This window comes from Nocardia mikamii NBRC 108933, from assembly GCF_001613505.1.
Classification (GTDB): Bacteria; Actinomycetota; Actinomycetes; order Mycobacteriales; family Mycobacteriaceae; genus Nocardia; species Nocardia mikamii.
In genome coordinates this window covers 339,804-365,159 of sequence record NZ_BDCM01000004.1, presented here as the reverse complement: position 1 = coordinate 365,159, position 25,356 = coordinate 339,804, and the positions used below count along the sequence as shown (strand labels likewise).

Annotated in this window: 26 protein-coding genes; 14 read left to right on the top strand and 12 right to left on the bottom strand. The window is 68.3% G+C overall.

Annotation, left to right across the window (positions count from 1 at the left end; all coding sequences use genetic code 11):
• Window positions 1–48: 48 nt before the first annotated feature.
• Window positions 49–459, top strand: a complete 411-nt coding sequence (locus tag NMI01S_RS06560; RefSeq protein WP_062995047.1) for a DUF3054 domain-containing protein — start codon at window positions 49–51, stop codon at window positions 457–459.
• 24 nt (window positions 460–483) lie between these two features.
• Here the strand turns inward: NMI01S_RS06560 and NMI01S_RS06555 are convergent, their stop codons facing one another.
• On the bottom strand, window positions 484–2,088 hold the full coding sequence (locus NMI01S_RS06555; RefSeq protein WP_281186645.1) for an NTF2-like N-terminal transpeptidase domain-containing protein: 1,605 nt from the start codon (window positions 2,086–2,088) through the stop codon (window positions 484–486).
• A gap of 348 nt (window positions 2,089–2,436) precedes the next feature.
• Here NMI01S_RS06555 and abmR point away from each other — a divergent pair, with 348 nt between their 5' ends.
• Both abmR and aroQ read left to right on the top strand, forming a co-directional pair.
• The gene (gene abmR, locus NMI01S_RS06550; protein WP_062995046.1) at window positions 2,437–3,021 is read left to right on the top strand and encodes an ATP-binding transcription factor AbmR; all 585 of its coding nucleotides are present in this window, start codon (window positions 2,437–2,439) and stop codon (window positions 3,019–3,021) included.
• 19 nt (window positions 3,022–3,040) lie between these two features.
• Window positions 3,041–3,469, top strand: a complete 429-nt coding sequence (gene aroQ / locus NMI01S_RS06545; RefSeq protein ID WP_036506929.1) for a type II 3-dehydroquinate dehydratase — start codon at window positions 3,041–3,043, stop codon at window positions 3,467–3,469.
• Between the two features lie 8 nt (window positions 3,470–3,477).
• On the opposite strand, the gene NMI01S_RS06540 is transcribed toward aroQ, so the two are convergent.
• Window positions 3,478–4,335 carry an NAD(P)-dependent oxidoreductase gene (locus tag NMI01S_RS06540; protein ID WP_062995045.1) on the bottom strand — a complete coding sequence of 286 codons (858 nt, stop codon included), beginning with the start codon at window positions 4,333–4,335 and terminating at the stop codon, window positions 3,478–3,480.
• A gap of 148 nt (window positions 4,336–4,483) precedes the next feature.
• Between NMI01S_RS06540 and NMI01S_RS06535 the strand changes: the two genes are divergently transcribed.
• Window positions 4,484–4,831, top strand: coding sequence for a winged helix-turn-helix transcriptional regulator (locus NMI01S_RS06535; RefSeq protein WP_062995044.1), 348 nt, complete (start codon window positions 4,484–4,486; stop codon window positions 4,829–4,831).
• Between the two features lie 7 nt (window positions 4,832–4,838).
• On the opposite strand, the gene NMI01S_RS06530 is transcribed toward NMI01S_RS06535, so the two are convergent.
• Window positions 4,839–6,008 (bottom strand): glycerate kinase, encoded by a 1,170-nt coding sequence (locus NMI01S_RS06530; RefSeq protein ID WP_062995135.1) that lies wholly within the window; start codon window positions 6,006–6,008, stop codon window positions 4,839–4,841.
• Window positions 6,009–6,133: 125 nt separating this feature from the next.
• A complete protein-coding gene (locus NMI01S_RS06525) occupies window positions 6,134–7,744 on the bottom strand; it encodes an alpha/beta hydrolase (RefSeq protein ID WP_245716733.1) in 1,611 nt (536 codons plus the stop codon).
• Window positions 7,745–7,872: 128 nt separating this feature from the next.
• On the opposite strand from NMI01S_RS06525, the gene NMI01S_RS06520 reads away from it, so the two are divergent.
• From NMI01S_RS06520 to NMI01S_RS36225, 4 genes are all read left to right on the top strand, one after another.
• Complete coding sequence (locus NMI01S_RS06520) at window positions 7,873–8,202, top strand: GNAT family N-acetyltransferase (RefSeq protein ID WP_062995043.1); 330 nt, start codon at window positions 7,873–7,875, stop codon at window positions 8,200–8,202.
• An 88-nt stretch (window positions 8,203–8,290) separates the two neighbouring features.
• A complete protein-coding gene (locus NMI01S_RS06515; RefSeq protein WP_084512512.1) occupies window positions 8,291–8,914 on the top strand; it encodes a YqgE/AlgH family protein in 624 nt (207 codons plus the stop codon).
• A 72-nt stretch (window positions 8,915–8,986) separates the two neighbouring features.
• Complete coding sequence (locus NMI01S_RS06510; protein ID WP_062995133.1) at window positions 8,987–9,523, top strand: sigma-70 family RNA polymerase sigma factor; 537 nt, start codon at window positions 8,987–8,989, stop codon at window positions 9,521–9,523.
• Complete coding sequence (locus NMI01S_RS36225) at window positions 9,520–10,437, top strand: anti-sigma factor family protein (RefSeq protein ID WP_062995042.1); 918 nt, start codon at window positions 9,520–9,522, stop codon at window positions 10,435–10,437. Before NMI01S_RS06510 ends, NMI01S_RS36225 begins: the two co-directional genes overlap by 4 nt.
• Window positions 10,438–10,478: 41 nt before the next feature.
• Here NMI01S_RS36225 and NMI01S_RS06500 read toward each other — a convergent pair whose 3' ends face one another.
• The 5 genes from NMI01S_RS06500 to NMI01S_RS06480 form a co-directional block, all read right to left on the bottom strand.
• A complete protein-coding gene (locus NMI01S_RS06500; protein ID WP_062995041.1) occupies window positions 10,479–10,955 on the bottom strand; it encodes a hypothetical protein in 477 nt (158 codons plus the stop codon).
• 89 nt (window positions 10,956–11,044) lie between these two features.
• Entirely contained in the window at window positions 11,045–12,097 is a 1,053-nt protein-coding gene (locus NMI01S_RS06495; protein WP_063920662.1) for an aminotransferase class I/II-fold pyridoxal phosphate-dependent enzyme, read from the bottom strand.
• Entirely contained in the window at window positions 12,097–13,134 is a 1,038-nt protein-coding gene (locus NMI01S_RS06490) for a 3-oxoacyl-ACP synthase III family protein (RefSeq protein ID WP_062995040.1), read from the bottom strand. The genes NMI01S_RS06495 and NMI01S_RS06490 overlap by 1 nt, the downstream gene beginning before the upstream one ends.
• 12 nt (window positions 13,135–13,146) lie before the next feature.
• Window positions 13,147–13,815, bottom strand: a complete 669-nt coding sequence (locus tag NMI01S_RS06485; RefSeq protein ID WP_084512509.1) for an SRPBCC family protein — start codon at window positions 13,813–13,815, stop codon at window positions 13,147–13,149.
• Window positions 13,812–15,497 (bottom strand): thiamine pyrophosphate-binding protein, encoded by a 1,686-nt coding sequence (locus tag NMI01S_RS06480; protein WP_062995039.1) that lies wholly within the window; start codon window positions 15,495–15,497, stop codon window positions 13,812–13,814. The genes NMI01S_RS06485 and NMI01S_RS06480 overlap by 4 nt, the downstream gene beginning before the upstream one ends.
• Before the next feature lie 160 nt (window positions 15,498–15,657).
• Here NMI01S_RS06480 and NMI01S_RS06475 point away from each other — a divergent pair, with 160 nt between their 5' ends.
• The 4 genes from NMI01S_RS06475 to NMI01S_RS06460 all read left to right on the top strand — a co-directional run bounded on the left by NMI01S_RS06475 (window position 15,658) and on the right by NMI01S_RS06460 (window position 18,600).
• Window positions 15,658–16,173: an EXLDI protein gene (locus NMI01S_RS06475; protein ID WP_062995038.1), complete on the top strand. Its 516-nt coding sequence runs from the start codon at window positions 15,658–15,660 to the stop codon at window positions 16,171–16,173.
• Window positions 16,174–16,304: 131 nt separating this feature from the next.
• A complete protein-coding gene (locus NMI01S_RS06470; RefSeq protein ID WP_062995037.1) occupies window positions 16,305–17,243 on the top strand; it encodes an ATP-binding cassette domain-containing protein in 939 nt (312 codons plus the stop codon).
• Window positions 17,240–18,004 carry an ABC transporter permease gene (locus NMI01S_RS06465; RefSeq protein WP_062995036.1) on the top strand — a complete coding sequence of 255 codons (765 nt, stop codon included), beginning with the start codon at window positions 17,240–17,242 and terminating at the stop codon, window positions 18,002–18,004. The genes NMI01S_RS06470 and NMI01S_RS06465 overlap by 4 nt, the downstream gene beginning before the upstream one ends.
• An 89-nt stretch (window positions 18,005–18,093) precedes the next feature.
• Entirely contained in the window at window positions 18,094–18,600 is a 507-nt protein-coding gene (locus NMI01S_RS06460) for a cupin domain-containing protein (protein ID WP_245716732.1), read from the top strand.
• A 13-nt stretch (window positions 18,601–18,613) separates the two neighbouring features.
• Here the strand turns inward: NMI01S_RS06460 and NMI01S_RS06455 are convergent, their stop codons facing one another.
• Window positions 18,614–19,225: an HAD family hydrolase gene (locus NMI01S_RS06455; protein ID WP_062995035.1), complete on the bottom strand. Its 612-nt coding sequence runs from the start codon at window positions 19,223–19,225 to the stop codon at window positions 18,614–18,616.
• A 25-nt stretch (window positions 19,226–19,250) separates the two neighbouring features.
• Entirely contained in the window at window positions 19,251–19,655 is a 405-nt protein-coding gene (locus tag NMI01S_RS06450) for an SdpI family protein (RefSeq protein WP_062995034.1), read from the bottom strand.
• Window positions 19,656–19,892: 237 nt separating this feature from the next.
• Between NMI01S_RS06450 and leuS the strand changes: the two genes are divergently transcribed.
• A complete protein-coding gene (gene leuS, locus NMI01S_RS06445; RefSeq protein ID WP_062995130.1) occupies window positions 19,893–22,730 on the top strand; it encodes a leucine--tRNA ligase in 2,838 nt (945 codons plus the stop codon).
• Window positions 22,731–22,868: 138 nt separating this feature from the next.
• Here leuS and NMI01S_RS06440 read toward each other — a convergent pair whose 3' ends face one another.
• Window positions 22,869–23,579 (bottom strand): SDR family oxidoreductase, encoded by a 711-nt coding sequence (locus tag NMI01S_RS06440; protein WP_062995033.1) that lies wholly within the window; start codon window positions 23,577–23,579, stop codon window positions 22,869–22,871.
• 393 nt (window positions 23,580–23,972) lie between these two features.
• On the opposite strand from NMI01S_RS06440, the gene ggh reads away from it, so the two are divergent.
• Window positions 23,973–25,307 (top strand): glucosylglycerate hydrolase, encoded by a 1,335-nt coding sequence (gene ggh, locus NMI01S_RS06435; RefSeq protein ID WP_062995129.1) that lies wholly within the window; start codon window positions 23,973–23,975, stop codon window positions 25,305–25,307.
• Window positions 25,308–25,356: the final 49 nt, after the last annotated feature.

The following is a 25,356-nucleotide window of genomic DNA, read 5'->3' as shown; positions in this document are numbered from 1 at the left end:
GCGGTCCCGGACTCCGGCTGCCGCACCGCTGTCACTACCCTGGCGACCGTGAGGAAATGGCTGCCGCTGCTGATCGACGTCGTGCTGGTGATCGTGTTCTGCGCGATCGGCCGGCGCAGCCACGACGAGGCGGTGGCGGCGGGTCTGCTGCGCACGGTCTGGCCGTTCGGCGCCGGTCTGCTGATCGGGTGGGCGATTGCCCTGACGATTGCCGGCCGCGGGCGACTGTCCGCCGCGCTCGCGCGGTTCGACGGATCGGCGGTGTGGCCGACCGGCGTGGCGGTGTGGTTGGCGACGCTGATCGGCGGCATGGTGCTGCGCGTGATCAGCGGTCAGGGCACCGCGGTCAGCTTCGTCATCGTCGCGGCGACGGTCCTCGCGGTCTTCCTGCTGGGCTGGCGCGCGGTGTGGGCCATCGCCGCCCGGCGCATTCGCGTCACCGGCGCATCCGTGAACTGATCAACGCGGACCGCTGCGCGACGACTACTTCTTGTCGTCCGGCGTGGCCAGCGACTGCAGCATGCGCGCCGCCATCCGGGAGGTGGCGTCACCGCTGTCGACATCGTCGATGTGGATGGCGAAGGCCAGGTCACCGGCGTTGGCGAGCAGCCACCCGTCCGAACCGGCGTTGGCTGTGAAGGCCGTGACCCCGGCGTAGCGGGCGACCGTCACCTCCTGCGGACTACCGGTCGCGTCGCGCAGCATGCCACGCAGTTTGTCGACCACATCGCCGGGCAGCGGTTCCAGCTTGGCCTCGGTGGTGCCGGGCCGGCCGATCTCGATCATCGGCGGCGCCACCGATCCGCGCGCGATCGTGGCGGCGGCGATGGCCATTCCGAACGGGCTCGCCAGAATCGGATCGTTGGCGCCCTGTTTGACCTGCTCGACGCCGCGACCACCGATCGGCAGCCGGCCCGTGGTCTCGTCCAGCCCGGGAACCTTGAATCCGATACCGACGCCCAGCATGGCCGCCGCCTCGGCCGCATCCTGCACCGAAACGTCCTGCGGCGCCTTCTTCTTCTGGATCGAGGCGACCGCCTTGAACAGGTCCATCGCACCGCCGACCGGATAGGTCGCGGTGAAGGCGGGCGCGCCCTGAACGCTGGCGTAGTTGTTCTGGGCGGCCGCGACCACCGCTCCGGTGGAGGGCTGAATCGCCACGATCGATGCGGCCGTACCCACACTCACCACGGCGTCCTCGGCCGCACGCTGCAGCTTCTGGTCCATCGTGGAGGCGATGTCCGGTCCGGGCGGCCCCTGATATCCGGCGAGCTGGGTGACCATCTTGCCGTCGGGTTCGAACAGCTGCACACCCCAGCCGGCGTGCTGATCCCGGTTCTCCTGCCACACCTTCTGTAGCGCCTCGGTCATCGGCGACCACACCCGTCGGTCGGCGACGATCAGCTTCGGCTGCTTCTCCATCACCACGCCCGGAATCGAGGCCATCCGCGGCTCGAGAATCGCGAAATCGTCCTCGCGCAGGCTCACGGCGGTGACCGGCTTACCCTGCGAGCCCGCCAGCTGCTGCATCAGCGAGGCACCGGTGATCAGCGGCGCTACCGGCGCGATGGCATCGGCCAGGGCGTTGGTGGTGCCGACCGGATCGCCCGTCTTGGTGGGGTCCACCTTGATGACGTTGATGGTCTGCTGGGTCAGCAGCGGCTGGCCGTCGTTGTCGTTGACCTTGGGCGGCGGCGTCGCCTCGGTGCGGACCAGTTTCACCGAGCGCTTGTAGTCCAGTTGCGGCATGACGACGGTGGGGTCCCAGGAAATCCGCCAGCCGATAGCCAGCTTGCGGATATTGCCCTGCAGGTCGTAACTCCAGTCCTTACCGGGGCCGAAATTCCAGGCGGCTTTGAGGTTGAACATCGCCGAATCGCCGTCGAGGCTGATGAACTGAACCAGCTTGTAATCGGGCTTACCGGGCTGGAGTCCGTCGAACATGGACTTCAGGGTGCTCTCGGCACCGGAGGGGTACGAGGTCAGTGCGGCGGCGCCGGCGGCGTCGCGATCATCCATTAGCTGGGTGAAATGCTCGACGACCCCTTCGGGTCCGCTCGGCGTGCTGTGAAAATCGCACGACCCCATCACGATCGCTACGGCAGCAATTGCGGCCAGTGCCACTGCGCCCCGAACGCGAAAGCGGCGGGATCCCCACACATCCATGTCGCCCACTCTTCACTCTTGTCACTCCAGCAACAAGACCAACGGTACCCGAAGGAGTTGCCCGCGGTCCCACCTAGGCACCGACCGCATCTTCCATGCTCAGCGACCACAATAGTGCCCGATCTTCGACATCCGTTGCAGCCGGTCGGCGAAATCCGCGGACGTGTTCGGACCTTTCCCGTTTCTTCCGACAGCGAAACCCGACGTGCGCTCTTGCGGCGTAATCTTGTAATCACAGTTACAAGGAAACTTTCGCAGTGAGGAAACATCATGAGACACGGACACGGACGGGGATTCGGCCGGCCGGGCGGCTGGCAACAGGCGGATCTTCCCGACGCCGCCGACGCTCCGGACTGGTTCGCCGGAAGGTTGCCGAGCGAGTGGTTCAGCGGTCCGGCGACCATCGAGATCGACCGCGACGAGATCGTGGTGATCGGCGAACTGGCACTGCCGGCCCCCGAATCCGGCGACGACGACGCATCCGGCTCCGAACCGTCACCCGCGACGGTGGACGGACTGATCGCGCGCTTCCGCGAATCGACGCGGCCGGCCCGCATGCAGATCGCCCAGGAGGCCCAGGCGCGCTACGGCCGCAATGTGGCGTGGGGCGTATCGGTCAACGGGGAACGCACCCTGTTCACCCATCTCTCGGTTCCGGTGATGACGCGGCTGCGCCAGCCCGAACGCAAGGTGCTCGACACGCTCGTCGACGCCGGGGTCGCCCGCTCCCGCGCCGACGCGCTGGCGTGGACGGTGAAATTGGCCGGTAAGCACGCCGAGGAGTGGTTGGCGGAACTGCGGACGGCGATGCGCAAGGTGGACGACCTGCGGGCCGAGGGGCCGCGCGGCCTGTGACCGGGCTAGGGTACCGGTCATGGCACCGATTCTCGTGCTCAACGGCCCGAATCTGAATATGCTCGGCACCCGCCAGCCCGAGGTCTACGGCTCGGACACCCTCGACGACGTGGTCGAGCTGTGCCGGGCGACCGCCGCTCGCTTCGATCGCGAGATCACCGCCTACCAGTCCAATTCCGAAGGGGCGCTGATCGATCGGATTCATGCGGCCCGCGGGGTGGAAGCCGGGATCGTGATCAATCCCGGCGGCCTGACCCACACCTCGGTCGCCCTGCGTGACGCCCTGGTGATTCCCGAGGTGCCGATCGTGGAGGTGCACATCTCGAATGTGCACGCGCGCGAGGAATTCCGGCACCATTCCTACATCTCGCCGATCGCCACCGCGGTGATCGCCGGAATGGGGATCCGGGGATACGCGGCGGCGATCGAATTCCTCTGCACCCGTTGAGCTTTCGCTCAGATCCCATCGCGCAGTAGCCGGTACATCGGCACTGCGGCGCCGGCACTGGCCACCTTCTCCCACAGCTCGCGCACGGTGTGCGAGAGCGTGGCGTCCACACCCACTTCCGCACTGGTCTCGACGACGTGGGTCGCACCCGCCACCATCATGCGGGCGGCGGCCTCGTCACCCCAGCCGCCGGACTTCGCGGCGGCGGCGTATTCGGCCATGAAGAAGGGGAACGCCTCGGCGGAACGCTGCGCGAACGGCAGGAAGCGGTCGACGTCGTGGCCGGCGCGCTCGATCACGGCCAAGGCCTGGTTGTAGCCGATCAGCCAGGGATGGAACAGCGTGAGCAGGGCCTGGTAGAACAGCTGCGCCAGGCCGTCGTCGGCGCCGAGGTACTCCGGTGCGCTGAGCGGGCGCAGCAGGTCGACGTGGGCGTCGAAGACCTCGCGCGGACCGCTGTAGAAGATGTAGGACGCCGGATGGGTGATGTTGTCGCCGGCCGACATGAACCCGCCGGACAGGAACCGCGCCCGGTGCGAGCGCACCCATTCGGCGCCCGCGCGGGTGCGCTCCGGAGAATCGGAGGACAGGTTCACGATCACCTTGTCCCGCAACCGTTCCGGAGCCCGGCCCAGGACGTCGTACATGGCGGCGTAGTGGGTCAGGCTCAGCACGATCACCTCGTTGCGGTCCAGTGCGCCGGCCACCGACTCGGCGCGACGGGCGCCCAGTTCCGCCATCGCCTCGGCCTTGTCGGCGCTGCGATTCCAGACCGTCACCTCGGTGCCCGCGGCCAGCAGTGCGCGCACGATCGCCCGGCCCATCGGGCCCAGCCCGATCACCGTGACGGAGGAACGTTCGGACATGGTGTACTCCTTGCTGTTTCGAAGCTGTTTCGAAGTTCTTCCGATCGGCGCCGGATTCGATCGTCACCGGGATCCGGGTCCGGGGCAATAACGCACGTCGACGTGCGGTTGCTTACCTCGAGGTTCGGAAAAAGCTCAGGAGGGCGCGATGGCGGACGAATGTGACACAGAACACTCGGTATGCGGGATGTCGGTGGCCATCGACGTGGTCGGCGGCAAGTGGAAACTCCACCTGATGTGGGTACTGAGCGAGGGCCCTCAGCGCTTCGGCCGCATCCGCGCCCTGCTGCCCGGGGTGAGTGAGAAGGTGCTCACCGAGAATCTCCGCCATCTGGAATCCCACGGCGTGGTCCGCCGCGAGGTGTTTCCCGAAATCCCGCCGCGAGTGGAATATTCGCTCACTCCCGCGGGAGCCGAATTGGCCACGGCCCTGCGCCCGCTCGAACAGTGGGGTGAACGGCGCCGCGACGGACTGTTCGACACCGTGCCGGCATGAGAGCGGGTCAGCGCAGGTAGTCGCGCGCTATGCGCGCGCCGAGTTCCTCGAGCAGGCGCGCGGCCTCGGCGATGGATCGCGCCGGATCGGGTTCGAGGTCGATGAGGGGATAACAGCGGGCGATGCCGGCGCCGTGGAGTTGTTCCGAGTCCAGAGCGCAACGGCCGGCGACGGCGACGACCGGGACACTCGCGGCCCGCGCGGCGGCCGCGACTCCGGCGGGCGCCTTGCCGCGCAATGTCTGCTCGTCCATCGCCCCCTCGCCGGTCACCACCAAGTCCGCGTCCCGGACTCGGCCGGCGAAATCGATCAACTCGAGAATCACCTCGATGCCGGACCGCTGCCGCGCCCCCAGCACCGCCATGGCCCCGAATCCGGTGCCGCCCGCGGCGCCCGCTCCGGGATGCCCGGCCAGGTCGGCACCGCGCTGATGCGCATCCCTCGTCCCGAACGGGTGACCGCTCGTGTCGACCAGGTGCGCCCATTGCGCCAGGATCGCTTCGAGTTCGGCGCATTGCGGGGGTGACGCACCCTTCTGTGGCGCGAAAACCGCTGCGGCACCGTCCGGTCCGAGCAACGGGTTGTCGACGTCGCCGGCGAGTACGAAGACCGCGTCCCGAACGGCCGGATGCAGATCGGAGTAGTCGAGGCGTCGAGCGCGAGCGAGAGCCGCTGCGCCCACACCGATTTCGGTGTCGTCCTCGTCCAGGATCCGCAGTCCCAGCGCTTGCAGCATGCCGGCGCCGCCGTCGGTGGACGCACTACCGCCCAATCCGAGGACGACCTCGCGGAGGCCGTGGTCCAGAGCGTGGCGGATCAGCACGCCGAGCCCGTACGTGCCTGCCCCCATCGGATCCGTTCGGCCGCCGGGTAATTCGACCAGCCCGACCGCTGCGGCCAACTCGACGACGGCCGTATTCCCCCGCACCGCGTAGCTTGCCGAATGCGGCGCCCCGGTCGGCCCGACGGTGTCGACCCGCACCCGTTCCCACCCCGCGGCCACGAACGCGTCGACGGTGCCGTCACCACCGTCGGCAACCGGTACCTGCCGGACCTCCGCATCCGGCACCTCGCGCGCGATGCCGGCCGCGAGCGCCGCCGCCACCTCCGGCGCCGCCAGCGATCCCTTGAACTTGTCCGGTGCCATCACCACTCGCCACGGCTTTCCACGCACCATCGCCACCCCAATCCGTCGGCAAGCAGTCGAACACGCTCACGGTACTGCGCGTACCCCGAGGATGCCGTGAACCCGATCCACCGGAGCCGCTTACCGCTCCAGCGTCCCGCGCGAGGCGGCCGGACTCACGGCATCGGCGCCTGACCCACCTGATCGATGCCCACCTCGCCGGTACGCAGATATCGCACCACGGCGTCGTCGAGCGGAGCGTTACCGCGCCCGAAGGTCCCGTGGTCGCCGCCGTCGACGGTGATCAGATGTCCGTGCAGGGCCGCCGCCATCGCGGGACCGCCCGGATAGGCGGTCACCGCGTCGTTACGGCTCTGCAAAACCAGCGGGGCCGTGGTCAGCCCGTGATCGGCGATCGGCACCGGTGTGGTCACGGGATCCCAATCTGCGCAGGCCAATCCGCTGCGCACCAGATCGGCGCGCGCGTCGAGCGCATTGCCGCCGGAGGCGACGATGGCGGCCGCCGACCCGACGGCGTCCAATCGGGCCGGCACCGCGTTCTCGTTGCAGGTGATCGCGGCGAAGACCGCCTGGCCGGTCGGGTCGGTGGTCGCCGCGCCCGCGATGGCGCGCATCCGCCGCAGATCGCCGGGCTGCGTATTCGCCTCGGCCATCGCCTGCGCCAGACTCGGCCAGAAACCGCGGGTGTAGGCGGCCACGGTGGTCGCCGACACCAACGGCACCTGGGCAGACATACCGCCGGAGGTCAACGCGCGCACGAGATTCTGCGCCTTGCCCATCTCCTCGGCACCGGCGTTCACGCCCTCGCGCGCCAGTGTGGGCAGCGGTGCGGGCAGCTCGCGCGGCAGGTCGGCCGCCGACACCGGGGGCGGAGTCAGGTTGGCGTACCAGCCGCCGCCCTGTGCCGACACCAGCCGCACCCAGGTCTCGTAGACCCGCAGCGCGGAATCGCCGAGATGGTAGACGTTGTCGTGCTGGGCGATCCAGCCGAACAGATCGTCGAGCCGCTGTTTCCCCGCGAGCTGCTGTTGGGCGAACTGCTCGGTCCACACCCATTGCGGGTCGACGTTGGAGTCCAGCACCATCCGGTCGACACGCTGGGGGAACAGCGAGGCGTAGACCGCGCCCAGATAGGTCCCGTAGGAGATGCCGAGGAAATCGATGCGGTCCACTCCCAGCGCCGCGCGCACCGCGTCCGTATCGCGGGCCGTGGTCTCGGTGGTGATGGTCCGCAGATAGCCGGGTTGGGCGGTGTCACACGCCTTCCGGAGCGGTTCGCGCTGGTGATCGGCGTCCTGTGCGATCTCGGACCCGCAGGTCAGCGGCGTCGACCAGCGCAGACCGCGCGGCTGCACGGCCACCAGGTCGTAGTGCTCGACCAGGTCCTTCGGCAGCTGGGACAGCCGGGTGCCCCAGTAGTCGAGGGCATCCGCACCGGGCCCGCCCGGATTGGCGAAGAGGGTCCCGTATCGCTGCCCACTCGCGCGAATCCGGCTGACGGTCACATCGATTCGCGCGCCGTCCGGTGCGGCGTAGTCCATCGGCACCGCGATCGACGCGCAGCGGGCCGGGGTCCGCTCGCCGACGGAACCGGCCGGGCACGTCCCGAAATCCGGTTCGGCATGCGCGGTCACCGGCGCCAGCGCGGCGAGCAGCGCCGTCAGCACCGCAACGGTCGCCGATCGCGCCGCCACAGGTGGTACCCGTCGTCCCATCCGCGCCGTCTCCCCGTCCGGCCGGTCGACGGCCGTCGTCGCATCGAGCATCCGACCACTCGAGCCTCTGCATTGTCGCCACCCGCGCCGGGTGCGACAACTCGAACCACGCCCGACACGGGGAAGGATGTCGGCGGAGTCGCACGCCCGCGGTGATCGGCACGTTCTAGGCTCAGCGGATGACGCAGGGTGCGCAGCAGAACACCGAGATTCGGGACAACCCACAGTTCGACCGATTCGAACTGTGGGTCGACGGACAGCATGCCGGGGTGGCCGCCTATCAGGACACCGCCTCCGAGCGCGCCTTCGTGCACACCGAGATCTACCCGCAGTACGAGGGCCAGGGCTACGGCCGCCTGCTGGTGCAGGGTGCGCTCGACCGGACCGTGGAACAGGGCTTCGGCATTCTGCCGCTGTGCGCGATGGTCCATCACTTCGTCGAATCCCGGCCGCGATACCTGGCGATGGTGCCGCAGTGGGCGCGCGAGCGATTCGGCCTGCCGCAGTAGCCGGCGGGCTCGTCGAGGCGGCCGCTCCGGAATCGAACCGCGAATCACGCGCCACTAAACACAGCGCGCGCCCCGCGACGGTGCGATGATGACTACCGTGGCACGCGCAGAGGAACACGGCGACCGCCCGAGACGCGAATCCCGGTACGAGGAGCAGGCGGTGCGGCCCGGCACCTTGCTGGTCTCGGCAACGGAGCTGGTGGAGCCCACTTTCCGGCGCACCGTGATCTACATCGTCGAGCACAACGATGCGGGCAGTCTCGGTGTCGTCCTGAACCGGCCGAGCGAAACCGCGGTGCAGGATGTGCTGCCACGCTGGGCCGATCTCGCGGCCGGACCCCGAACCCTGTATGTGGGCGGGCCGGTGAAGCGCGATTCGGCACTGTGTCTGACCACGGTCCGCGTCGGTGCCTCGATCGAAGGCATCCGCGGGCTGCGCCGCGTGGACGGTCGCGTGGCGCTGCTCGATCTGGACTCCGATCCCGATTCGATCGCACCGTTGGTCGAGGGCATCCGCATCTTCGCGGGCTACGCCGGGTGGACCTTCGGCCAGCTGGAAGGCGAGCTGGAACGCGGGGACTGGATCGTGTTGTCGGCGTTGCCGTCGGATCCGCTGGCGCGACGCACCGATCTGTGGGCGCACGTGTTGCGCCGGCAGCCGCTGCCGCTGTCGCTACTGGCGACACACCCGATCGAACTAGAACGCAATTGATTACGTATCCACGGAGTGTGGTCCCCCAACGCTCGCCTCGACCGAGGCGGCGGATACGCCCGGTCGGCGCCGATGTCTGACTCCGCGATCCCCCCCGTCGACGCGGCGCCCTCCCGGGCGCAGTTGTTGCGGGTGCTCTACGACGAGCACGCACCGACGCTGTGGCGATTCACCTACAGCCTGGTCGGCGATGCCGGGCGCGCCGAGGACATCGTGCAGGAGACGCTGTTGCGGGCATGGCAGCGGCCGCGGGTCCTCGACCAGTCGACGGCCTCGGCGCGGGCGTGGCTGTTCACCGTGGCCCGGCATCTCGCGGTCGACGAATTCCGCAGCGCGCGGCATCGACGCGAGTACGGCACCGACACTCCGCCCGAACAGACGGCTCCGGATGAGGCGGAACGCGCAGTGGACAGTTGGGTGATCACCGACGCGCTGGCTCGGCTGAGCTCTGATCACCGAGAGGTGATCGTGCGGGCCTACTATCGCGGATTGTCGACACAGCAGATAGCGAACGAATTGGCGATACCCGAGGGCACCGTCAAATCCCGGATGCACTACGGGATGCGAGCGTTGCGTTCGGCCCTACAGGAGATGGGGGTGACGAAATGACGGCCGACACCGCGCCACACGGCGACGACTACGCGACCTGGGATGCGCCGTATCTGCTCGGCGCCCTCGACCGCGACCAGCGGCTCGAATACGAGGCGCATCTATCCGGCTGCGACGAGTGCCGGCTCGCCGTCGCCGACCTGTCGGGCCTGCCGGGACTGCTCAGCCACGTACCCGATGACGTCGCCCTCTCGCTGCTCGACGACGAGTCCGCCGCCGACCATGCCGGCAGTTTCGGCGACGCCGGCTTCGACGCCCTGCTGAACCGGGTGCGCGCCGGCGAGGCGACCACCGACGGCGCCGGGATGCTGCCCTTCGAATCGCGCCCCGTTACCGGCCCGGCCGCCGGTTCCGGCTCCGCCGAGCCGGACGGGGCCGCGGGCACGTCGACGGTCGGCGAAACGCCCGCGGAAACCGGGCGGACCGAGCCGCAGGAACCTCCCGCCTCGCTGGCCGCCGCGCGCGAGCGCAAGCGCAGCCGTAGCGGCCCGTGGCTCGGCCTGGCCGGTGCGGTCGCCGCCGCCGCGGCCGCGGTCGCCATCACCATCCCGATAACCGTCGCTCACACCGAGCACAACAATCCGCCCACCGCCGAACAGGTGGTGACGGAACGGCAGATGGATCAGGTGATCCCATCTCCGATCACCGCGAATTTCACTCTGACGCAATTGCGTTCCGGCACGCGTGTGAACATGTCGTGCAACTACGCGTCCTCGGATACCGATTACACCTGGGACGGCGCCCTGTGGGTGGTGCACACCGACGGCACGCAGTCGATGGTGGCGCAGTGGACGGCCCATCCCGGGCAGACGGTCACCGCGGACGGCATCACATCGGCCGCGCCGGATCAGATCAGGTCGGTCGAAATCCGTTCGACCACAACGAATCAGGTATTCCTGCGCGGAACGGTGTGAGCCCCCGCCCGCAGCCGCTCCGCCGGGAATCGCGATGGCCGTCACAGCAGGGCGAGGGTGGTGCACAGGGCGGCGAGGGCGAGGGCCTGCAGGCCGACGCGGTAGCCCAGGATGCTCTCCCACTTGTCCTGCAGGGCACGGGCGTCGGCGGGGATGGCGCCGGTCATCGCCGCCTGGGTCTGCGCGGTGTTGATCGGCTTGGCGATCCGCGCGTAGAGGCCGAGCCAGGACAGCAGTGCCAGCAACGCGATCCCGGCCGCCACCGCGGCGCCCGTAGCTCCCGCGACGGCCGCGACCAGGACGGCGAGGACGGTGCTGATCACACCGCCCGCACCGGCGAACGGCATCCGCCGGTCGCCGTAGTAGTGCCCCCATCCGGCCGAGACGGTCATGGTCGCGTCGTCGAGTTTGGCGTAGACGGGTCGGAAGATGAGGGCGGCGGCGACATCGGTGCCGTAGACGATGGCGTTGGTGAGAACGGCCAGCACGGCGAGCACCTGGGCGGATGTGGTCAGCATGGGAAGACTCCTAGTCGATATCTAGCGTTGCTAGCTTATGTGGCAACAGTAGATGAGGATGACTAGGTTGTCTAGCGCTGCTAGAAAATTTACCGTCCCGCCCCGATCGGGTAGCCGGCGCACCGATCCCCGGCGGCCCGCCCGGACGGCGGGTGTAGGCGCGGTACCGGCTCGGCGTGGCCGCCGAAGGCGTGCAGCACCGCGGCATCGGCACGTGGATCACCGACCGCGATCCGCGCACTGCCGTCGGGATAACCCTTGGCCGCGATCCCCGCACCCGCCAGCGTCGCGTGCACCGCGGGCCCCGGCAGGTAGAGAAAGTTGCCACGGCTGCACGGCACGGCGAAACCCTTGTGCCGCAGCGCCGTTCGCAGCGACTCCCGCTCGGCCGTGATATCCGCGATTCGGCCGGCGAGCTCGGCCGAGGCGGCATAGCAGGCGCGCACGGCGGCCACGGCATAGTCGGGCATTCCGAACGGAAGTTGCAGCCGCCGCACCCGTGCGACCAGCTCCGGCGCGCCGAAGGCGTAGCCGATGCGCAGTCCGGCGAGGCCGTAGGCCTTCGAAAAGGTGCGCAACACAAGGAGATTGGGATAATGGGCGATGAGTTCACAGGGGTCGACGGTCTCGGCGTCGGCCAGAAATTCCACATAGGCCTCGTCCAGGATCACCGGAACATGTCGCGGCACGCCGAACAGGAAGGCCTTCAACTCCGCGGCGGGCGCCACGGTTCCGGTCGGGTTGTGCGGACGGCAGATCGCGATCAGCGCCGTCCGGTCGTCGACCGCGCGCGCCATCGCCGCCAGCCGCTGACGGCCACTCGAATCCAGCGGCACCGCTACGACTTCCAGTCCCGCCATGGCGGCCATGATCGGGTAGCCGTCGAAGGTCGGCGTCGCGAACACCATGCGCCGGCCCGGTGCCGCGACCGCCTGCATGATCTGCAACGCCACCCCCGTCGCCCCCGCCCCGACCACCACCTGATCGGCATCGACGCCGAGATGCGCGGCGATCACCGCGGGCAGTCGCCGGGGGAGGAATTCCGGATACCGGTTGGCGTCGCGCATCGCCTCGTCCACCACCGCCAGTACCGAAGGCAATGGCGGAAAAGGGTTTTCGCTCAGTGCCAGATCGAATTCCATCACGCCGCACCCCAGCGCACCGCGGCCGCGGCCGCGAAATCTCCGGCATGGGCGAAAGCCGCCAGCAGCACCACCGAACCGTTGCGCAATCGGCCGGCCCGGTTCTCGATATCGAGGGTCACGGGAATGCCCGCGGCGAACAGATTTCCGCACCGATCGAAGGAATCCGGATGGCGTTCGGCGGGCAGTTCCAACGCGTCGTGCCAGTTCCGCAGGAACAGCCGATTCGGCTGGTTGGTGACGAAGGTGTCGATATCGCGGCCCTTGACTCCGATGCGGTCGCACACCGCGAGGGCGAGTTCGGGGACCAGCCGGTTGCCGCGCGCGAAGACCTTCGTCACCTTCGATTCGGTGAAGCTCACGCAGCCCTGGCCCTCGCCGGGCTCCCAATATTTGCGTTCGGAGCCGGTGGAGAAATCCATATCCCCGGCGAATTCCGGAAAGGTACGGCATTCCACGTCGAGGATCGGCGCACGATTGTCCTTGACCAGCAATCCCACTCCGCAGCCGTCGCCCGGAACCGGCGCCTGCGCGAGTTTGCGAATCTCGGTCTGCGTGAAGACCGGTCCGGCGGTGTTCTGCGTCGTCGCGATCAACGCGGTGCGGGCGTCGGTCGTCTGCAGAATCATCCGGGCCAGCATCATCATGTGGATGAATGCCGCGCATCCGCCGTTGTGCACATCGAACACCCATTTCGGGTTCATCCCCAGCCGCCGCGCCACCTCCGGCCCGGCGCCCATGACGGGATTGTCGGGCAGCTGGGTGTGGGTCAGCAGCACGTCGATATCGGCGAGCGTGCCGGCGCCGTGCCGTTCGATCAACGGCGCGACCGCACGTTCGACCATATCCACGGCCGTTTCGTCGCGGCCCTTGTGATGGCGGCCGTGCGGCGCGCGGAACATGACGTTCTTCGCCATTCGCTCCGAACGCGCGAATTGTGTGAAGTATTCGGTACCTACCGGCTCACCCGGCAGATAGCTCGCCACATCGACCAGACTGACCGGTGCCAGCCGCAGGGCGGGATCGGTGAAATCCATTTCGGCGCGTCCTCACTTCATCCACTCGGGGGTGATCGGAAGCCCGTGCGCGGCACGGTATTCGGCGATCGCTTTCAGGTTGTCCAGCTCCAGCCGGTGTCCGGCGGAGAACATCTCCCAGAAATCGCCGACCCAGACCTTGCGGCCCTCCGGTGCCTTGTCGGGATGGGGATTCTCGTCGTAGAACGGGTGCCGGCAATTGGTCCACAGCACCACCGAACCGGGCTTGTTCAACACCACCTGGGCGTCGACGACACGCATCAGGTAGATCATCCACAGGTGTTCACCCTGGTCCCACGCGCAGTGGTAATCCACGGTCATCGCATCCGGGTTGGCCTCGGTGCGAGTGAAGATCCGGGTGTCCTTGCCCAGCCGGTCGTAGGATTCCCACAGACCCGGGGTGTCGGTTTCGGTGAAGCCGCGCAGGCTGTAGGTCCATTCCTCCAAACTCTGGGTGTGCGAGAGGTATTCGTACAGTTCGCGCGGCGGTGCGGCGATGTAATCCTGCACCGGGCAGAACTGCCCGAAGACCTGATCGTGGGGATAGACCGAGCGCAGCATATCCATGATGATCGGAGTGGTCGTCTCGCGATCGGAATTCTCGATACGCAACAATCCGGGCATGACCCGATGCGGATGGTCGGGGATATCGCTGAGCGCGGGTACGGTGCTGATGGTCACGGATTCCTCCTCGATGCGGACAGGAACGGAATGAACGGCGGTATCTCGTCCGGATCGCAGTCGATCGAAACGAACGAGGGCCCAGGCGTTTCCAGGCAGTACGACAGCACTGTCGCGAGTTCGGCCGGCGTCGCCGGCGAGAAGGCGGGCAGATCCGGGAACATCGCCGCCATGCCGGCTCCCAGATGCGCCTTGTGGAATCTGTTGAAGCTGTAGCGATCTCCGTAGAACAGTTGCTCACGGGTCACGCACATGCCATGCGCGGAATTGTCGAGGACGACGAAGGTCACCGGCAGCCGATATTGGATCGCGGTGTGAATTTCCATGCCGTGCATGTAGAAAGCGCCGTCCCCGGCCACGACCACGGTGCGGCGCTCGGTGCCGTCGGCGCGGTGGCGGCGGGCGAAACAGGACCCGATGGCGGCGCCGAAGGCGTAACCCATGCCGCCCATGCCGAGTGCGACGACGAAGCGGCCGTCGCGCGGCGGACGCAGGTGATGGACCACCGAGGCGCCGGTATTACCCGCATCGGCGAAGACGTCGGTATCGGAATGCACTGTGCCGTTGAGTGTTTCGACGATATCGCGGTACCGGAGCCCCGGCCCGTCCGCCGGTGGCACCGGTAGTGGATCCGGCGCCCGGCGCGGCCGCCGCGGTTCGGCCCGGTGCACCCGGCCCGCGCCGGTCGTCAGCTCCGAGGTCAATTCGCGGAGAGTGGCGGCCAGATCGCTACTGGTCGCGTGGACCGTGGGGAGGTAGGGCGGCTCGCCGCCGACCGACGCCGTCGACGCGCCGAGTACCGATTCCAGACCGGCTCGCGCGGTGACCGGCATCCGGGTGCCGACCAGCAGGCACAGCGCGCAGCCGCGCAGGGCATCGGCCAGTTCCGTATGGCCCATACTTCCGGCGACACCGAGGAAGCCGTGTTCGGTGCAGTCGTACACATCCTTGGCGTCCGGTGCGACGCCGACCCCGGCGTCGAGAACCGCCGCCAGATCGCGCAGTTCGTCGCGGGCGTCGTCGCGAGCGACCTGCGCGCCCGCGATGATCACGACCTTGCCCACCGCCCGGGCCGCCCGCAGCCCCTCCAGGAGCCGGTCGATACCGGCATCGTCTCGCCCGTGCATCGGACGCGGCGCGACGAACGCACCGGCGTCGAGTTCGGCCTGCTGAACATCCTTCGGCAGGAGCAGAACCGCCGGGCCGCCCGCCCGTGCGGCCGCGACGGCGCGGGACAGATGCGCCGGTAACGAGGCGGGTGTCTCCACGCGCGCGCAATACAGGGAGACGGTGTCGAAAAGCTCTGCGGCGTCGAAGGTCCCGGCTCGCCCGCTGGTATCCTGAAACGCGCCTTTACCTTCCAGATCGGTCGGCGCCTGGCCCACCAGTGCGAGCACCGGAATCCGCGAGGCGTGCGATTCCGCCAGTCCGGCAACGAGATTCATCGCCCCGCCTCCGGAGGTCGCGCAGACCACGCCGAGACCCGCTGTGGAGCGGGCATATCCGTCGGCCATGGTGGCGGCGGCGAATTCGTGTTTGGCCACCACCGCGGTGATCCGTTCCGCGGCATCGTAGGCCGCGTCGTAGAGATCTTCGATATTGGCGCCGTCGACCCCGAAGATATGTCGCACGCCCATGTCCGATACGGCCTGCACCAGATAGTCGACCACTCGTGTCGGCATCGCCGCTCCTTCCCGTGGGGCGGTCCGAAGCCGGCCGTGCTGCCGGACCGAACGCACACAGCGGGGATACGAAGCACGCCCGCGACCGGTTCACCGCCGCCGCGCGTCGGCGCGGAAGGACTCGCTTGCGTCTACGTATACATCTACGTATAGTTACGCCATGCCGAACAAGACCGTGTACGTCTCCGATGACGATCTCCCCCTGTTCCAGCGCGCACAGGAGCTGGTCGGCGGCAACCTGTCGGGGGCGATCGTGACGGCGCTGCGCCGGTACATCGAACTGGAGGAGGGGCGGCTGCAGGGATACGACGAAATCGTCCTGCGGGTCGGCCACAACGGCGCCCGGCAGGTGCGGTTCTCGGGGGCACTACTCACCGAATCGAGCGATATGAGCGACGCCCGTTTCGAGCGGATCCGCGTATTCCGCACGCGCAAGGGCAAATACGTGCTGCACCGGCAGCGTTCCGAATGGACCGAGTACCCCACCGACACGAATTGGCTGAAGGATCTGACCAATTGGCGGCGGATGCTCGGCGTCACCGATCCGGATTGGGGTGAATTCACCATGGACATCTACGAGTCGCCGGCCGACCTGAAAGGCAGGGTTCCCGACAAGCTGTACGACCGCATCAGCGATCTGACCGAGCATCCGCAGATCGAAGATCTCGACATCTGACCCACCGCTTCGGGCCGACATGGGTTCGGCCGCACGACAATTCGATATCGCCCCCCTTGTCCGCCGGGAATCCGCGGACACGGCTCGGTCGACGCATGCATTCATCGCTATCTTTATATGAAAGGACGACCATGAGTTCACCGGCCATCTCGGTCACCGGCCTGCGCAAATCGTTCGCCGACCACGTGGTGCTCGACGGTATCGACCTCACCGTGCCCGAGGGCAGGATCTTCGCGCTGCTCGGACCCAACGGCGCGGGCAAGACCACCACCGTTCACATCCTCGCCACGCTGACCCGGCCCGACGACGGCAGTCTGCGCGTCGGCGGCCACGATCCGGTCGCCGAACCCGACGCCGTCCGCACCGCCATCGGCGTGACCGGCCAGTTCTCGGCGGTCGACGAACTGCTCACCGGACGCGAGAACCTGCTGCTGATGGCGGATCTGCACCATCTGCCCCGCGGCGAGGGCCGGCGCATCGCCGACGACCTGCTGGCCCGATTCGATCTGCTGGACGCCGCCGACAAGGTCGCCGGAAGCTACTCCGGCGGTATGACGCGACGGCTCGATCTGGCGATGACGCTGGTCGGCGAGCCACGCATCATCTTCCTCGACGAACCCACCGTGGGTCTGGACCCACGCAGCCGGCGCGGAATGTGGGACATCATCCGCGAGCTGGTCGCCGACGGCGTCACCATCTTCCTCACCACCCAGTATCTGGAGGAGGCCGACCAGCTCGCACACCGGATCGCGGTGCTCGACCACGGCCGGATCGTCGCCGAGGGCACACCCGACCAGCTGAAACGCCTTGTGCCGGGCGGACATATCCGCCTGACCTTCGGCGACGACGAACAGCTGCGCAGCGCTGCCGGACTACTCGGCGGAACGACCACGGACTCCACCCTGGCGGTGCCCAGCGACGGCGGCGTCGCCTCGCTGCGCGACGTCCTGGACCGGCTCGGCCGCGCCCACATCGAGCCCGAGAGCCTCTCGGTGCACACCCCCGATCTCGACGACGTCTTCCTCGCCCTCACCGGCCACACCGCACCCGAGAAGGAAACCGCACGATGACCACGCACACCCTCGCCGACTCCCGCACCATGTTGCGCCGGAACCTGGTGCACGCCAAGCGATATCCCGGCATGACGATCAGCATGTTCATCATGCCGCTGGTGATGCTGCTGATGTTCGACTACATCTTCGGCGGCGCGCTGGAGAAGGCCACCGGTGGTAGCTACATCGACTATCTGGTTCCTGGCATGATGCTCATCATCCCGGCCTATCTGGTGGTCGGCGTCGCGGTGGCCATCGCCTCGGATATGACCAAGGGCATCGTGAACCGGTTCCGGACCATGCCCATGGCACATTCCTCGATCCTCACCGGACAGGTCGCCGGCACCGTGATCCAGGGCGTACTCGGCGTCGGGCTGATGGTGGTGGTCGCCGTGCTGATCGGCTTCCGCCCCGATGCCACGATCGTGGAGTGGCTCGCCGCCTTCGGCCTCATCGCCCTGGTGATCTTCGGATTGGCCTGGCTCGGAGTGGGTTTCGGGCTGGCCGCCAAAACGCCGGAGGGGGCGAGCAATACCCCCACTCCGCTGATCTTCCTTCCTTTCCTCGGCAGCGGCCTGGCACCGACCGACACCATGCCCACCGGTGTCCGGCAATTCGCGGAGTACCAGCCCTTCACACCTCTGACCGAAACGCTGCGCGGACTGCTCATGGGTACGGCCATCGGAGGCAACGGCTTCGCGGCGGTGGCCTGGTGCCTCGGTTTCGCGGTGGTCGGCTACCTCTGGTCGCGCTCGCTGTTCCGCCGTAGGACCAACTGAGACAAGCGAGGATTGTGACCAACGCCCCGCCCGCCAGGGCGTTGGCTCATCGCAAAGGGCACATCCGTTTTCTCAAACCGGCGGATTTCATGCAACCGGATGCTCATTTCGGCCGGATCCTGGCGGGCGTCGCCGTGATCATGTATTCGCCGCGCGGCTGCCCGGTCCGCAGCTGCCCGGATTCTGTTTCCGGCATCATCGGTGCCATGCCCGTCCTCGGAAGGTTTCGGCCCAATCCGCCGCCGGCCATCGGTACGCGCAGCCGGGTTCTGATGCGGTTTCGGCCGGTGCGATGGCAGTTCCTGCTCCGGCAGACGATCGTCGAACCGGGCGGTGACAGCGGCTGGCACTATCACGACGGCACCCTGTTCGTCCTGGTCACCGGCAGCACCCTGGACCACCCCGGAACCGACTGCGTACCGGTGAGCTATCGCCCGGGCCGGATGTTCCGCGAGCCCGCCGGCGCCGCCCACGCCCACACGGCCCGCAACCGCACTCGAAAACCCCTGCGGCTCACCGTGTTCTACGTCCTCCCGGCCGGCAGCCCGCTGTCCCGCTCGATCCCCGCACCGGAGTGCGACACGGACCGGCGGTAGCCGCCCGGCCGGGTCAGCCGACGAGCCCGTGCAGCACGCCGGGGAATTCGGTGAGGTCGCGCAGGACGACATCGGCACCTGCGGCCCGCAGCTGGGCCGCGTCGCACGGACCGCTGGTCACGCCGACCGCATAGGCCGACGCGGTGCGGGCGCCGCGCATATCGCCGATATGGTCGCCCACGTACACGCTCGCCTCGTGGTCGCGCAGCGCCTGGGCCTTCTGCTCGGCCCACAGGTCGCCGATCACCGCGTCGGCCGGAATGTCGAGGTGGGTCAGGTGCAGTTTCGCGTTCGGTTCGTATTTGCCGGTGACCACGATCACGCGGCCGCCCAGCGCCCGGACCGCCGCGGCCGCCGCACGGGCGCCGGGCAGTTCCACGGTGCCGGTGATCGCGTACTCCGGATACATCTCCCGATACAGATCGGCGACGGCCGGGACGCGGTCGGTGGGGAACCAGTTGGCCAGCTCGTGTTCCAGCGGCGGGCCGAGGCGGGTGACGACCAGATCGCTGTCGATCGGCGTGCCGGTGCGCCGCGACAATTCCCGATAGCAGGCGCGGATGCCGGGCCGCGAGTCGATCAACGTCATATCGAGGTCGAAGCCGACCGTGAGCGGTGCCGTCATACCGGACGGCCGGACACCGGGCGGATCACTTGGCGGGCTGGCAGGCGTCGCGCAGTGAGCACGCGCCGCAAGAACTGCCGCAGCCGCCGACCTCGGCCGGGGCGAGGCCCGCGATGGCCTCGTTCGCCGCGTTCACGCCGGCGCCCAGGGTGAACAGCGCTACGACCAGCGCCACCGCGGCGGCGGCCAAGCCCACCCATACGGTCGCCACCAGCGCGATCGCACCGGCGGCGGCCAGCAGCAGGCCCGCACCCACCGAGGTCGGCCCGGCGACGCGGTTGGCCACGCGATACGCCTCTTCGGTGCGGAGGGCCTCGTCGGTGTGGACACCGAAGAACCGATTGGGTGGCAGGGTGCCGGTCAGCCCGAGCACGCCCGTGACCACGGCCACGGCCGCCAGCAGAAACAGGAGGAGCGCGACCACGAACACCCGGAATACGGTACTCCGGTATCAAAACGTGGCGTCCGCGGGGCTCGCCGCCGCCACGAACGTCCCGCTCACCCCTTTTTGGGTGCTGACGTGCGCAGGCTCTACCCTGAGTGACGACGTTGTCCACAAACGTTCACCAGGGGAACTCGGCGACAAGAAGGCAGGACCGTGCAGGACACTCGTGCAACCGATACAGCCGGCGCATCGACCGGCCGGGGCGACGGGCCCGAAAGCAGCCTGCCCACGCTTCCCGGAACCGACGTGCCCGCGCACCGCTATAACGCCGAACTGGCCGGCGCCCTGGAGAGCAAGTGGCAGCGGGTGTGGGCGGAGCGCGGCACCTTCCACGCGCCGAATCCGGTGGGCCCGCTGGCCGGCGAGACCCCGGCCGACAAGCTGTTCATCCAGGACATGTTCCCGTATCCGTCGGGTGCGGGCCTGCACGTCGGCCATCCGCTGGGCTATATCGCCACCGACGTGTTCGCGCGCTACCACCGCATGCACGGTCGTAACGTGCTGCACGCGCTGGGCTACGACGCCTTCGGCCTGCCCGCCGAGCAGTACGCGGTGCAGACCGGCGCGCATCCGCGGGTGACCACCGAATCCAATATCGCCACCATGCAACGCCAGCTGGACCGGCTGGGCCTGGGTCACGACCGGCGCCGTTCGTTCGCCACCACCGACCCCGAGTTCTACAAGTGGACGCAGTGGATCTTCCTGCGCATCTACAACGCCTGGTACGACACCTCGGCGAACAAGGCCCGCCCGATCGCGGATCTGGTGGCCGCCTTCGCCGCCGGTGAGCGATCCACCCCGGACGGTCGCGCGTGGGCCGAGTTGTCGGCTGCCGAACAGGGCGAGATCCTGGACTCGTATCGCCTGGTGTACCAATCGGATTCGATGGTCAACTGGTGCCCGGGACTGGGTACGGTGCTGGCCAACGAGGAAGTCACCGCCGAGGGCCGCAGTGAGCGCGGCAATTTCCCGGTGTTCCGGAAACGCCTGCGGCAGTGGATGATGCGCATCACCGCCTACTCCGACCGCCTGGTCGACGATCTGGACCTGCTGGACTGGCCGGACAACGTGAAGGCCATGCAGCGCAACTGGATCGGGCGGTCGCGTGGTGCCGAGGTCTCGTTCGGCGCGAACGGCGAGAACATCGAGGTCTTCACGACCCGGCCCGACACGCTGTTCGGGGCGAGCTATGTGGTGCTGGCTCCCGAACACGAACTGGTGGACCGGCTGGCCGCCGCGCAGTGGCCCGCCGAGGTCGATGCCCGGTGGACCTTCGACGCCGCCACGCCGGCCGAAGCCGTTGCCGCCTACCGCAAGTCGATCGCCGCCAAATCCGATCTGGAACGGCAGGAGAACAAGGAGAAGACCGGCGTCTTCCTGGGCGCCTACGCCACCAACCCGGTCAACGGCGCGCAGCTGCCGATCTTCATCGCCGACTATGTGCTGTCGGGCTACGGCACCGGCGCGATCATGGCGGTGCCCGGCCACGACCAGCGCGACTGGGAGTTCGCGCGGGCGTTCGGCCTGCCGATCGTGGAAGTGATTGCCGGAGGGGACATCTCGGAGTCGGCGTACTCGGGCGACGGCCTGCTGGTGAACTCCGACTACCTGAACGGACTGGACGTCGAGACCGCCAAGGCCACCGTCGTCGAGCGCCTGGAACGCGAGGGCCACGGCAAGGGCACCATCCAGTACAAGCTGCGCGACTGGCTGTTCGCCCGCCAACGCTACTGGGGCGAGCCGTTCCCCATCGTCTACGACGAGCAGGGTGCGGCCCATCCGCTGCCGGAATCGATGCTGCCGGTGGAACTTCCGGAGGTGCGCGACTTCGCGCCCGTCACCTTCGATCCCGACGACGCCGATTCCGAACCGTCGCCGCCGCTGGCCAAGGCCACCGATTGGGTGAACGTCGAACTGGATCTGGGTGACGGGCCGAAAACCTACCGCCGCGACACCAACGTGATGCCGCAGTGGGCCGGTAGCTCCTGGTACCAGCTGCGCTACACCGACCCGACCAACTCGGAGGCGTTCTGCGCGCCGGAGAACGAGCGCTACTGGCTGGGCCCACGCCCGGCCGAACACGGCGCCGACGATCCCGGCGGCGTCGATCTGTACGTCGGCGGCGTGGAACACGCGGTGCTGCATCTGCTGTACGCGCGGTTCTGGCAGAAGGTGCTGTTCGACCTGGGCGAGGTGTCGGGTCCGGAACCGTACCGGCGGCTGTTCAACCAGGGCTACATCCAGGCCTTCGCCTACACCGACGAGCGCGGAACCTACATTCCGGCCGCCGAGGTGGTCGAACGGGACGGCAAGTTCTTCTGGACGAACACCTCCGGTGTGGAGATCGAGGTCTTCCAGGAGTACGGCAAGATCGGCAAATCGCTGAAGAACGCCATCTCGCCCGACGAGATGTGCGATCTGTACGGCGCGGACACCTTCCGGCTGTACGAGATGTCGATGGGCCCGCTGGACACCTCACGTCCGTGGGCGACCAAGGATGTCGTGGGCGCGCACCGCTTCCTGCAGCGGGTCTGGCGTCTGGTGGTCGACGAGGAGTCCGGGGCCGCGCGCGTCACCGACGCCGAGCCGGCCGATGCCACACTTCGCCTGCTGCACAAGACGATCGACGGTGTCGACGCCGACTACGCCGCCCTGCGCGACAACACCGCCGGCGCGAAGCTGATCGAGCTGACCAACCATCTGACCAAGCAGTACCCGCAGGGTGCCCCGCGCACGGTGGTGGAACCGCTGGTGCTGATGCTGGCCCCGATGGCCCCGCATATCGCCGAGGAACTGTGGGAACGCCTGGGGCACGCCACGGCGCTGGCGCACGGTCCCTTCCCGATCGCGGATCCCGCACTGCTGGTGGAGGATTCGGTCGAGTATCCGATCCAGGTCAACGGCAAGGTCCGCAGCCGGGTCAGCGTAGCGGCGGACGCCGATGCGAAGGCGGTCGAGACGGCGGCGCTCGCCGACGAGAAGCTGCTGGAATTCCTGGCCGGCAAGACCCCACGCAAGGTCATCGTCGTACCCGGCAAGCTGGTGAACGTCGTCGCGTAATCCGTTCCCACGCTGTGGGTCTCAGCGCTGGGGCTTTCAGCGCGGTGGCGACAGCACGTCGTCGAGGGTGTGACCATCGAGAGGCGGCGCGCCGCATCGACCAGCCGGTCGTGGCGGTGCGTCGCCCGCAGCGCCGATTCAGCGGGCGATCGGACGCAGCACGATCTCGGTCGGGTGGGCGTCGCGGGGCGTTTCGACGGCGTTGCGGACGGCACGGGCGACGGTCGCCGCGGTGAGGAATTCGTCCGGGTTGTAATCCCGCTCCTCGGAGGCGACGATCGCGCGCTGCATTTCGGTGTCGATGCGCCCCGGGTGAACGGAGGTGACGCGCAGGCTCGGCTCCTCCAGCCGCAGCGCGTCACCGAAGGCGCGCAGCCCGAATTTGCTCGCGGCGTACACTCCCCAGCCCGGGTTGGCACGCAGGCCCGCGCCCGAATTGATAAGCACCACATGGCCGTTCGCGGCGCGCAGCGCGGGCAGTAGCAGCCGGGTCAGCTCGGCGACGGCGATAAGATTGGCTTCCAAGGTATTTCGCCACTGCTCGACCGATGATTCGGCGATCGATCCCAGTTCGGCGACACCCGCGTTGTGCACCAGTACGTCCAGGCGATCGATCGACGCCGTGGCGGCGGGCAGTGCGGCGTAATCGGTCAGATCGACCGGCCACGGTTCGGCGTCGGGAAGTTCCGCCCGGATCGACGCCAGCGACTCCGCCGAGCGCGCGCCCAGCAGCAGCCGGTGGGTTCCCGCCAGCTCCCGCGCGATCGCGGCCCCCAGGCCCCTGCTGGCGCCGGTGATCAAGGCGGTCGGCACATCCTGTGCGGCAGTGGATTCCGAAGTTGCGGCCATGTGCTCACCGTAGACCCCGCCCGCCCCGGCTGTCGCTGCGCTACGCACGGCACCGTCACGGCGCGCTACGCACGGCACCGTCACGGCGCTACCGCACGGCACCGTCACGGCGCTACCGCACCGGGGAGGGACGTCCCGGACAATCACACCGCCGCGAGCGGACATCTGTCGTCCATCGGTGGCGAGCCTCGGCCGATGGGTGTAATCCAGATTCGAGCAACCGGCTCACAGCGGGGCGGGGAGCGAACACCGCGCATGACGAAGAACGAGGCGATGAGGGTGGACACTGCCGAACAGGTGACCGGGCCCGACCATGCCCCCGCAGCGGCCGGTGTGCGGCACGCGACGCCGGGGCGGCGCGCATATCTGAAGGTGACGTCGCAGAATAGGGAAATGAACGGTCCCGGCTTCACCCCCACCCAGCTGGCTGCCCGGGCCTCCTACCTGCTCCGCGGTAACGATCTGGGGACCATGACCAGCGCGGCCCCAAAGCTCTATCCCCATATGTGGAGCTGGGACGCCGCCTTCGTCGCGGTCGGTCTGGCGCCGCTGAGCGTGGAGCGCGCCGTGGTCGAGCTCGACACCCTGCTGTCGGCGCAGTGGCGCAACGGGATGATCCCGCACATCGTGTTCGCCAACGGGGTGGACGGCTACTTCCCGGGACCGAGCCGGTGGGAATGCCGGCGGCTGGCCGCGAACGCTCCCGCCGGTCCCGATACGTCGGGCATCACCCAGCCGCCGGTGCACGCGATCGCGGTCCAGCGCATCCTCGACCATTCCCGGCGCCACGGCCGCACCACCCGGGCGGTCGCCGCGGAATTCCTGGATCGGCGCTGGGTCGATCTGATGCGCTGGCATCGCTGGCTGGCTCATGCCCGCGACCCGAAACAGCACGGCCGGATCACCCTGTATCACGGCTGGGAGTCCGGGATGGACAATTCGCCGCGGTGGGATCGTGCCTACGCCAATGTGGTGGTCGGCGACCTGCCGCCGTATCGGCGGGCCGATATCGACGTGGTCGACCCGGCGCAGCGTCCCTCCGATCGCGAATACGACCGCTACCTGTGGCTTGTGGAACAAATGCGTCGTTGTGGATACGACGATTTTCAACTCGCCTCGACGATGAGCTTCGCTGTGGAGGATGTCTTCGTCACCGCCGTCTTCGCGCTGGCCTGTGAGGTCCTGGCCGGAATCGGGGAGGACTACCGCATGCCACACGCCGACGTGCGCGAGCTCTACGAGTGGGCCGACTATTTCCGCGCCGGCGTGATCGCCACCGCCGACCCGCGCTCCGGCGCCGCGCGCGACTTCGACCTGCGCGCCGACGAGTGGATCGGCACCGAGACGCTGGCCATGTTCGCACCGCTGTTGTGCGGGGGACTGCCGCGCGCCACCGAACGCAGTCTGCTGCGACTGTTCGAGGGTCCGCGCTTCTGCGGACACCCGGATCTGCGCTACGCGCTGCCGCCCTCGACCTCGCCGGTGTCGAAGGATTTCCGCCCGCGCGAATATTGGCGCGGACCGGTCTGGCCGGTGATGAGCTGGCTGTTCTCCTGGGTCTTCGCCCGCCGCGGCTGGGCCGAACGGTCCTTCATGCTGCGTGCGGAAGGTTTGCGGCAGGCGGGCGACGGCAGCTTCGCGGAGTACTACGACCCGTTCACCGGGGACCCGCTGGGGAGTATGCAGCAGTCGTGGACGGCGGCCGCGGTCCTCGACTGGCTCGGATGAGTCACGCGTAGACACTGGTCACAAGCGCCTCGGCTGCATACTCTCGTAG

What these genes read in the sequence shown, in the direction of transcription:
- NMI01S_RS06555 (WP_281186645.1), bottom strand. Translation starts at nt 2,088, where the DNA reads ATGGGGTCGTGCGATTTTCACAGCACGCCGAGCGGACCCGAAGGGGTC.
- abmR (WP_062995046.1), top strand. Translation starts at nt 2,437, where the DNA reads ATGAGACACGGACACGGACGGGGATTCGGCCGGCCGGGCGGCTGGCAA.
- aroQ (WP_036506929.1), top strand. Translation starts at nt 3,041, where the DNA reads ATGGCACCGATTCTCGTGCTCAACGGCCCGAATCTGAATATGCTCGGC.
- NMI01S_RS06540 (WP_062995045.1), bottom strand. Translation starts at nt 4,335, where the DNA reads ATGTCCGAACGTTCCTCCGTCACGGTGATCGGGCTGGGCCCGATGGGC.
- NMI01S_RS06535 (WP_062995044.1), top strand. Translation starts at nt 4,484, where the DNA reads ATGGCGGACGAATGTGACACAGAACACTCGGTATGCGGGATGTCGGTG.
- NMI01S_RS06530 (WP_062995135.1), bottom strand. Translation starts at nt 6,008, where the DNA reads ATGGTGCGTGGAAAGCCGTGGCGAGTGGTGATGGCACCGGACAAGTTC.
- NMI01S_RS06525 (WP_245716733.1), bottom strand. Translation starts at nt 7,744, where the DNA reads ATGCTCGATGCGACGACGGCCGTCGACCGGCCGGACGGGGAGACGGCG.
- NMI01S_RS06520 (WP_062995043.1), top strand. Translation starts at nt 7,873, where the DNA reads ATGACGCAGGGTGCGCAGCAGAACACCGAGATTCGGGACAACCCACAG.
- NMI01S_RS06515 (WP_084512512.1), top strand. Translation starts at nt 8,291, where the DNA reads ATGACTACCGTGGCACGCGCAGAGGAACACGGCGACCGCCCGAGACGC.
- NMI01S_RS06510 (WP_062995133.1), top strand. Translation starts at nt 8,987, where the DNA reads ATGTCTGACTCCGCGATCCCCCCCGTCGACGCGGCGCCCTCCCGGGCG.
- NMI01S_RS36225 (WP_062995042.1), top strand. Translation starts at nt 9,520, where the DNA reads ATGACGGCCGACACCGCGCCACACGGCGACGACTACGCGACCTGGGAT.
- NMI01S_RS06500 (WP_062995041.1), bottom strand. Translation starts at nt 10,955, where the DNA reads ATGCTGACCACATCCGCCCAGGTGCTCGCCGTGCTGGCCGTTCTCACC.
- NMI01S_RS06495 (WP_063920662.1), bottom strand. Translation starts at nt 12,097, where the DNA reads ATGGAATTCGATCTGGCACTGAGCGAAAACCCTTTTCCGCCATTGCCT.
- NMI01S_RS06490 (WP_062995040.1), bottom strand. Translation starts at nt 13,134, where the DNA reads ATGGATTTCACCGATCCCGCCCTGCGGCTGGCACCGGTCAGTCTGGTC.
- NMI01S_RS06480 (WP_062995039.1), bottom strand. Translation starts at nt 15,497, where the DNA reads ATGCCGACACGAGTGGTCGACTATCTGGTGCAGGCCGTATCGGACATG.
- NMI01S_RS06475 (WP_062995038.1), top strand. Translation starts at nt 15,658, where the DNA reads ATGCCGAACAAGACCGTGTACGTCTCCGATGACGATCTCCCCCTGTTC.
- NMI01S_RS06470 (WP_062995037.1), top strand. Translation starts at nt 16,305, where the DNA reads ATGAGTTCACCGGCCATCTCGGTCACCGGCCTGCGCAAATCGTTCGCC.
- NMI01S_RS06465 (WP_062995036.1), top strand. Translation starts at nt 17,240, where the DNA reads ATGACCACGCACACCCTCGCCGACTCCCGCACCATGTTGCGCCGGAAC.
- NMI01S_RS06460 (WP_245716732.1), top strand. Translation starts at nt 18,094, where the DNA reads ATGCAACCGGATGCTCATTTCGGCCGGATCCTGGCGGGCGTCGCCGTG.
- NMI01S_RS06455 (WP_062995035.1), bottom strand. Translation starts at nt 19,225, where the DNA reads ATGACGGCACCGCTCACGGTCGGCTTCGACCTCGATATGACGTTGATC.
- NMI01S_RS06440 (WP_062995033.1), bottom strand. Translation starts at nt 23,579, where the DNA reads ATGGCCGCAACTTCGGAATCCACTGCCGCACAGGATGTGCCGACCGCC.
- ggh (WP_062995129.1), top strand. Translation starts at nt 23,973, where the DNA reads ATGAACGGTCCCGGCTTCACCCCCACCCAGCTGGCTGCCCGGGCCTCC.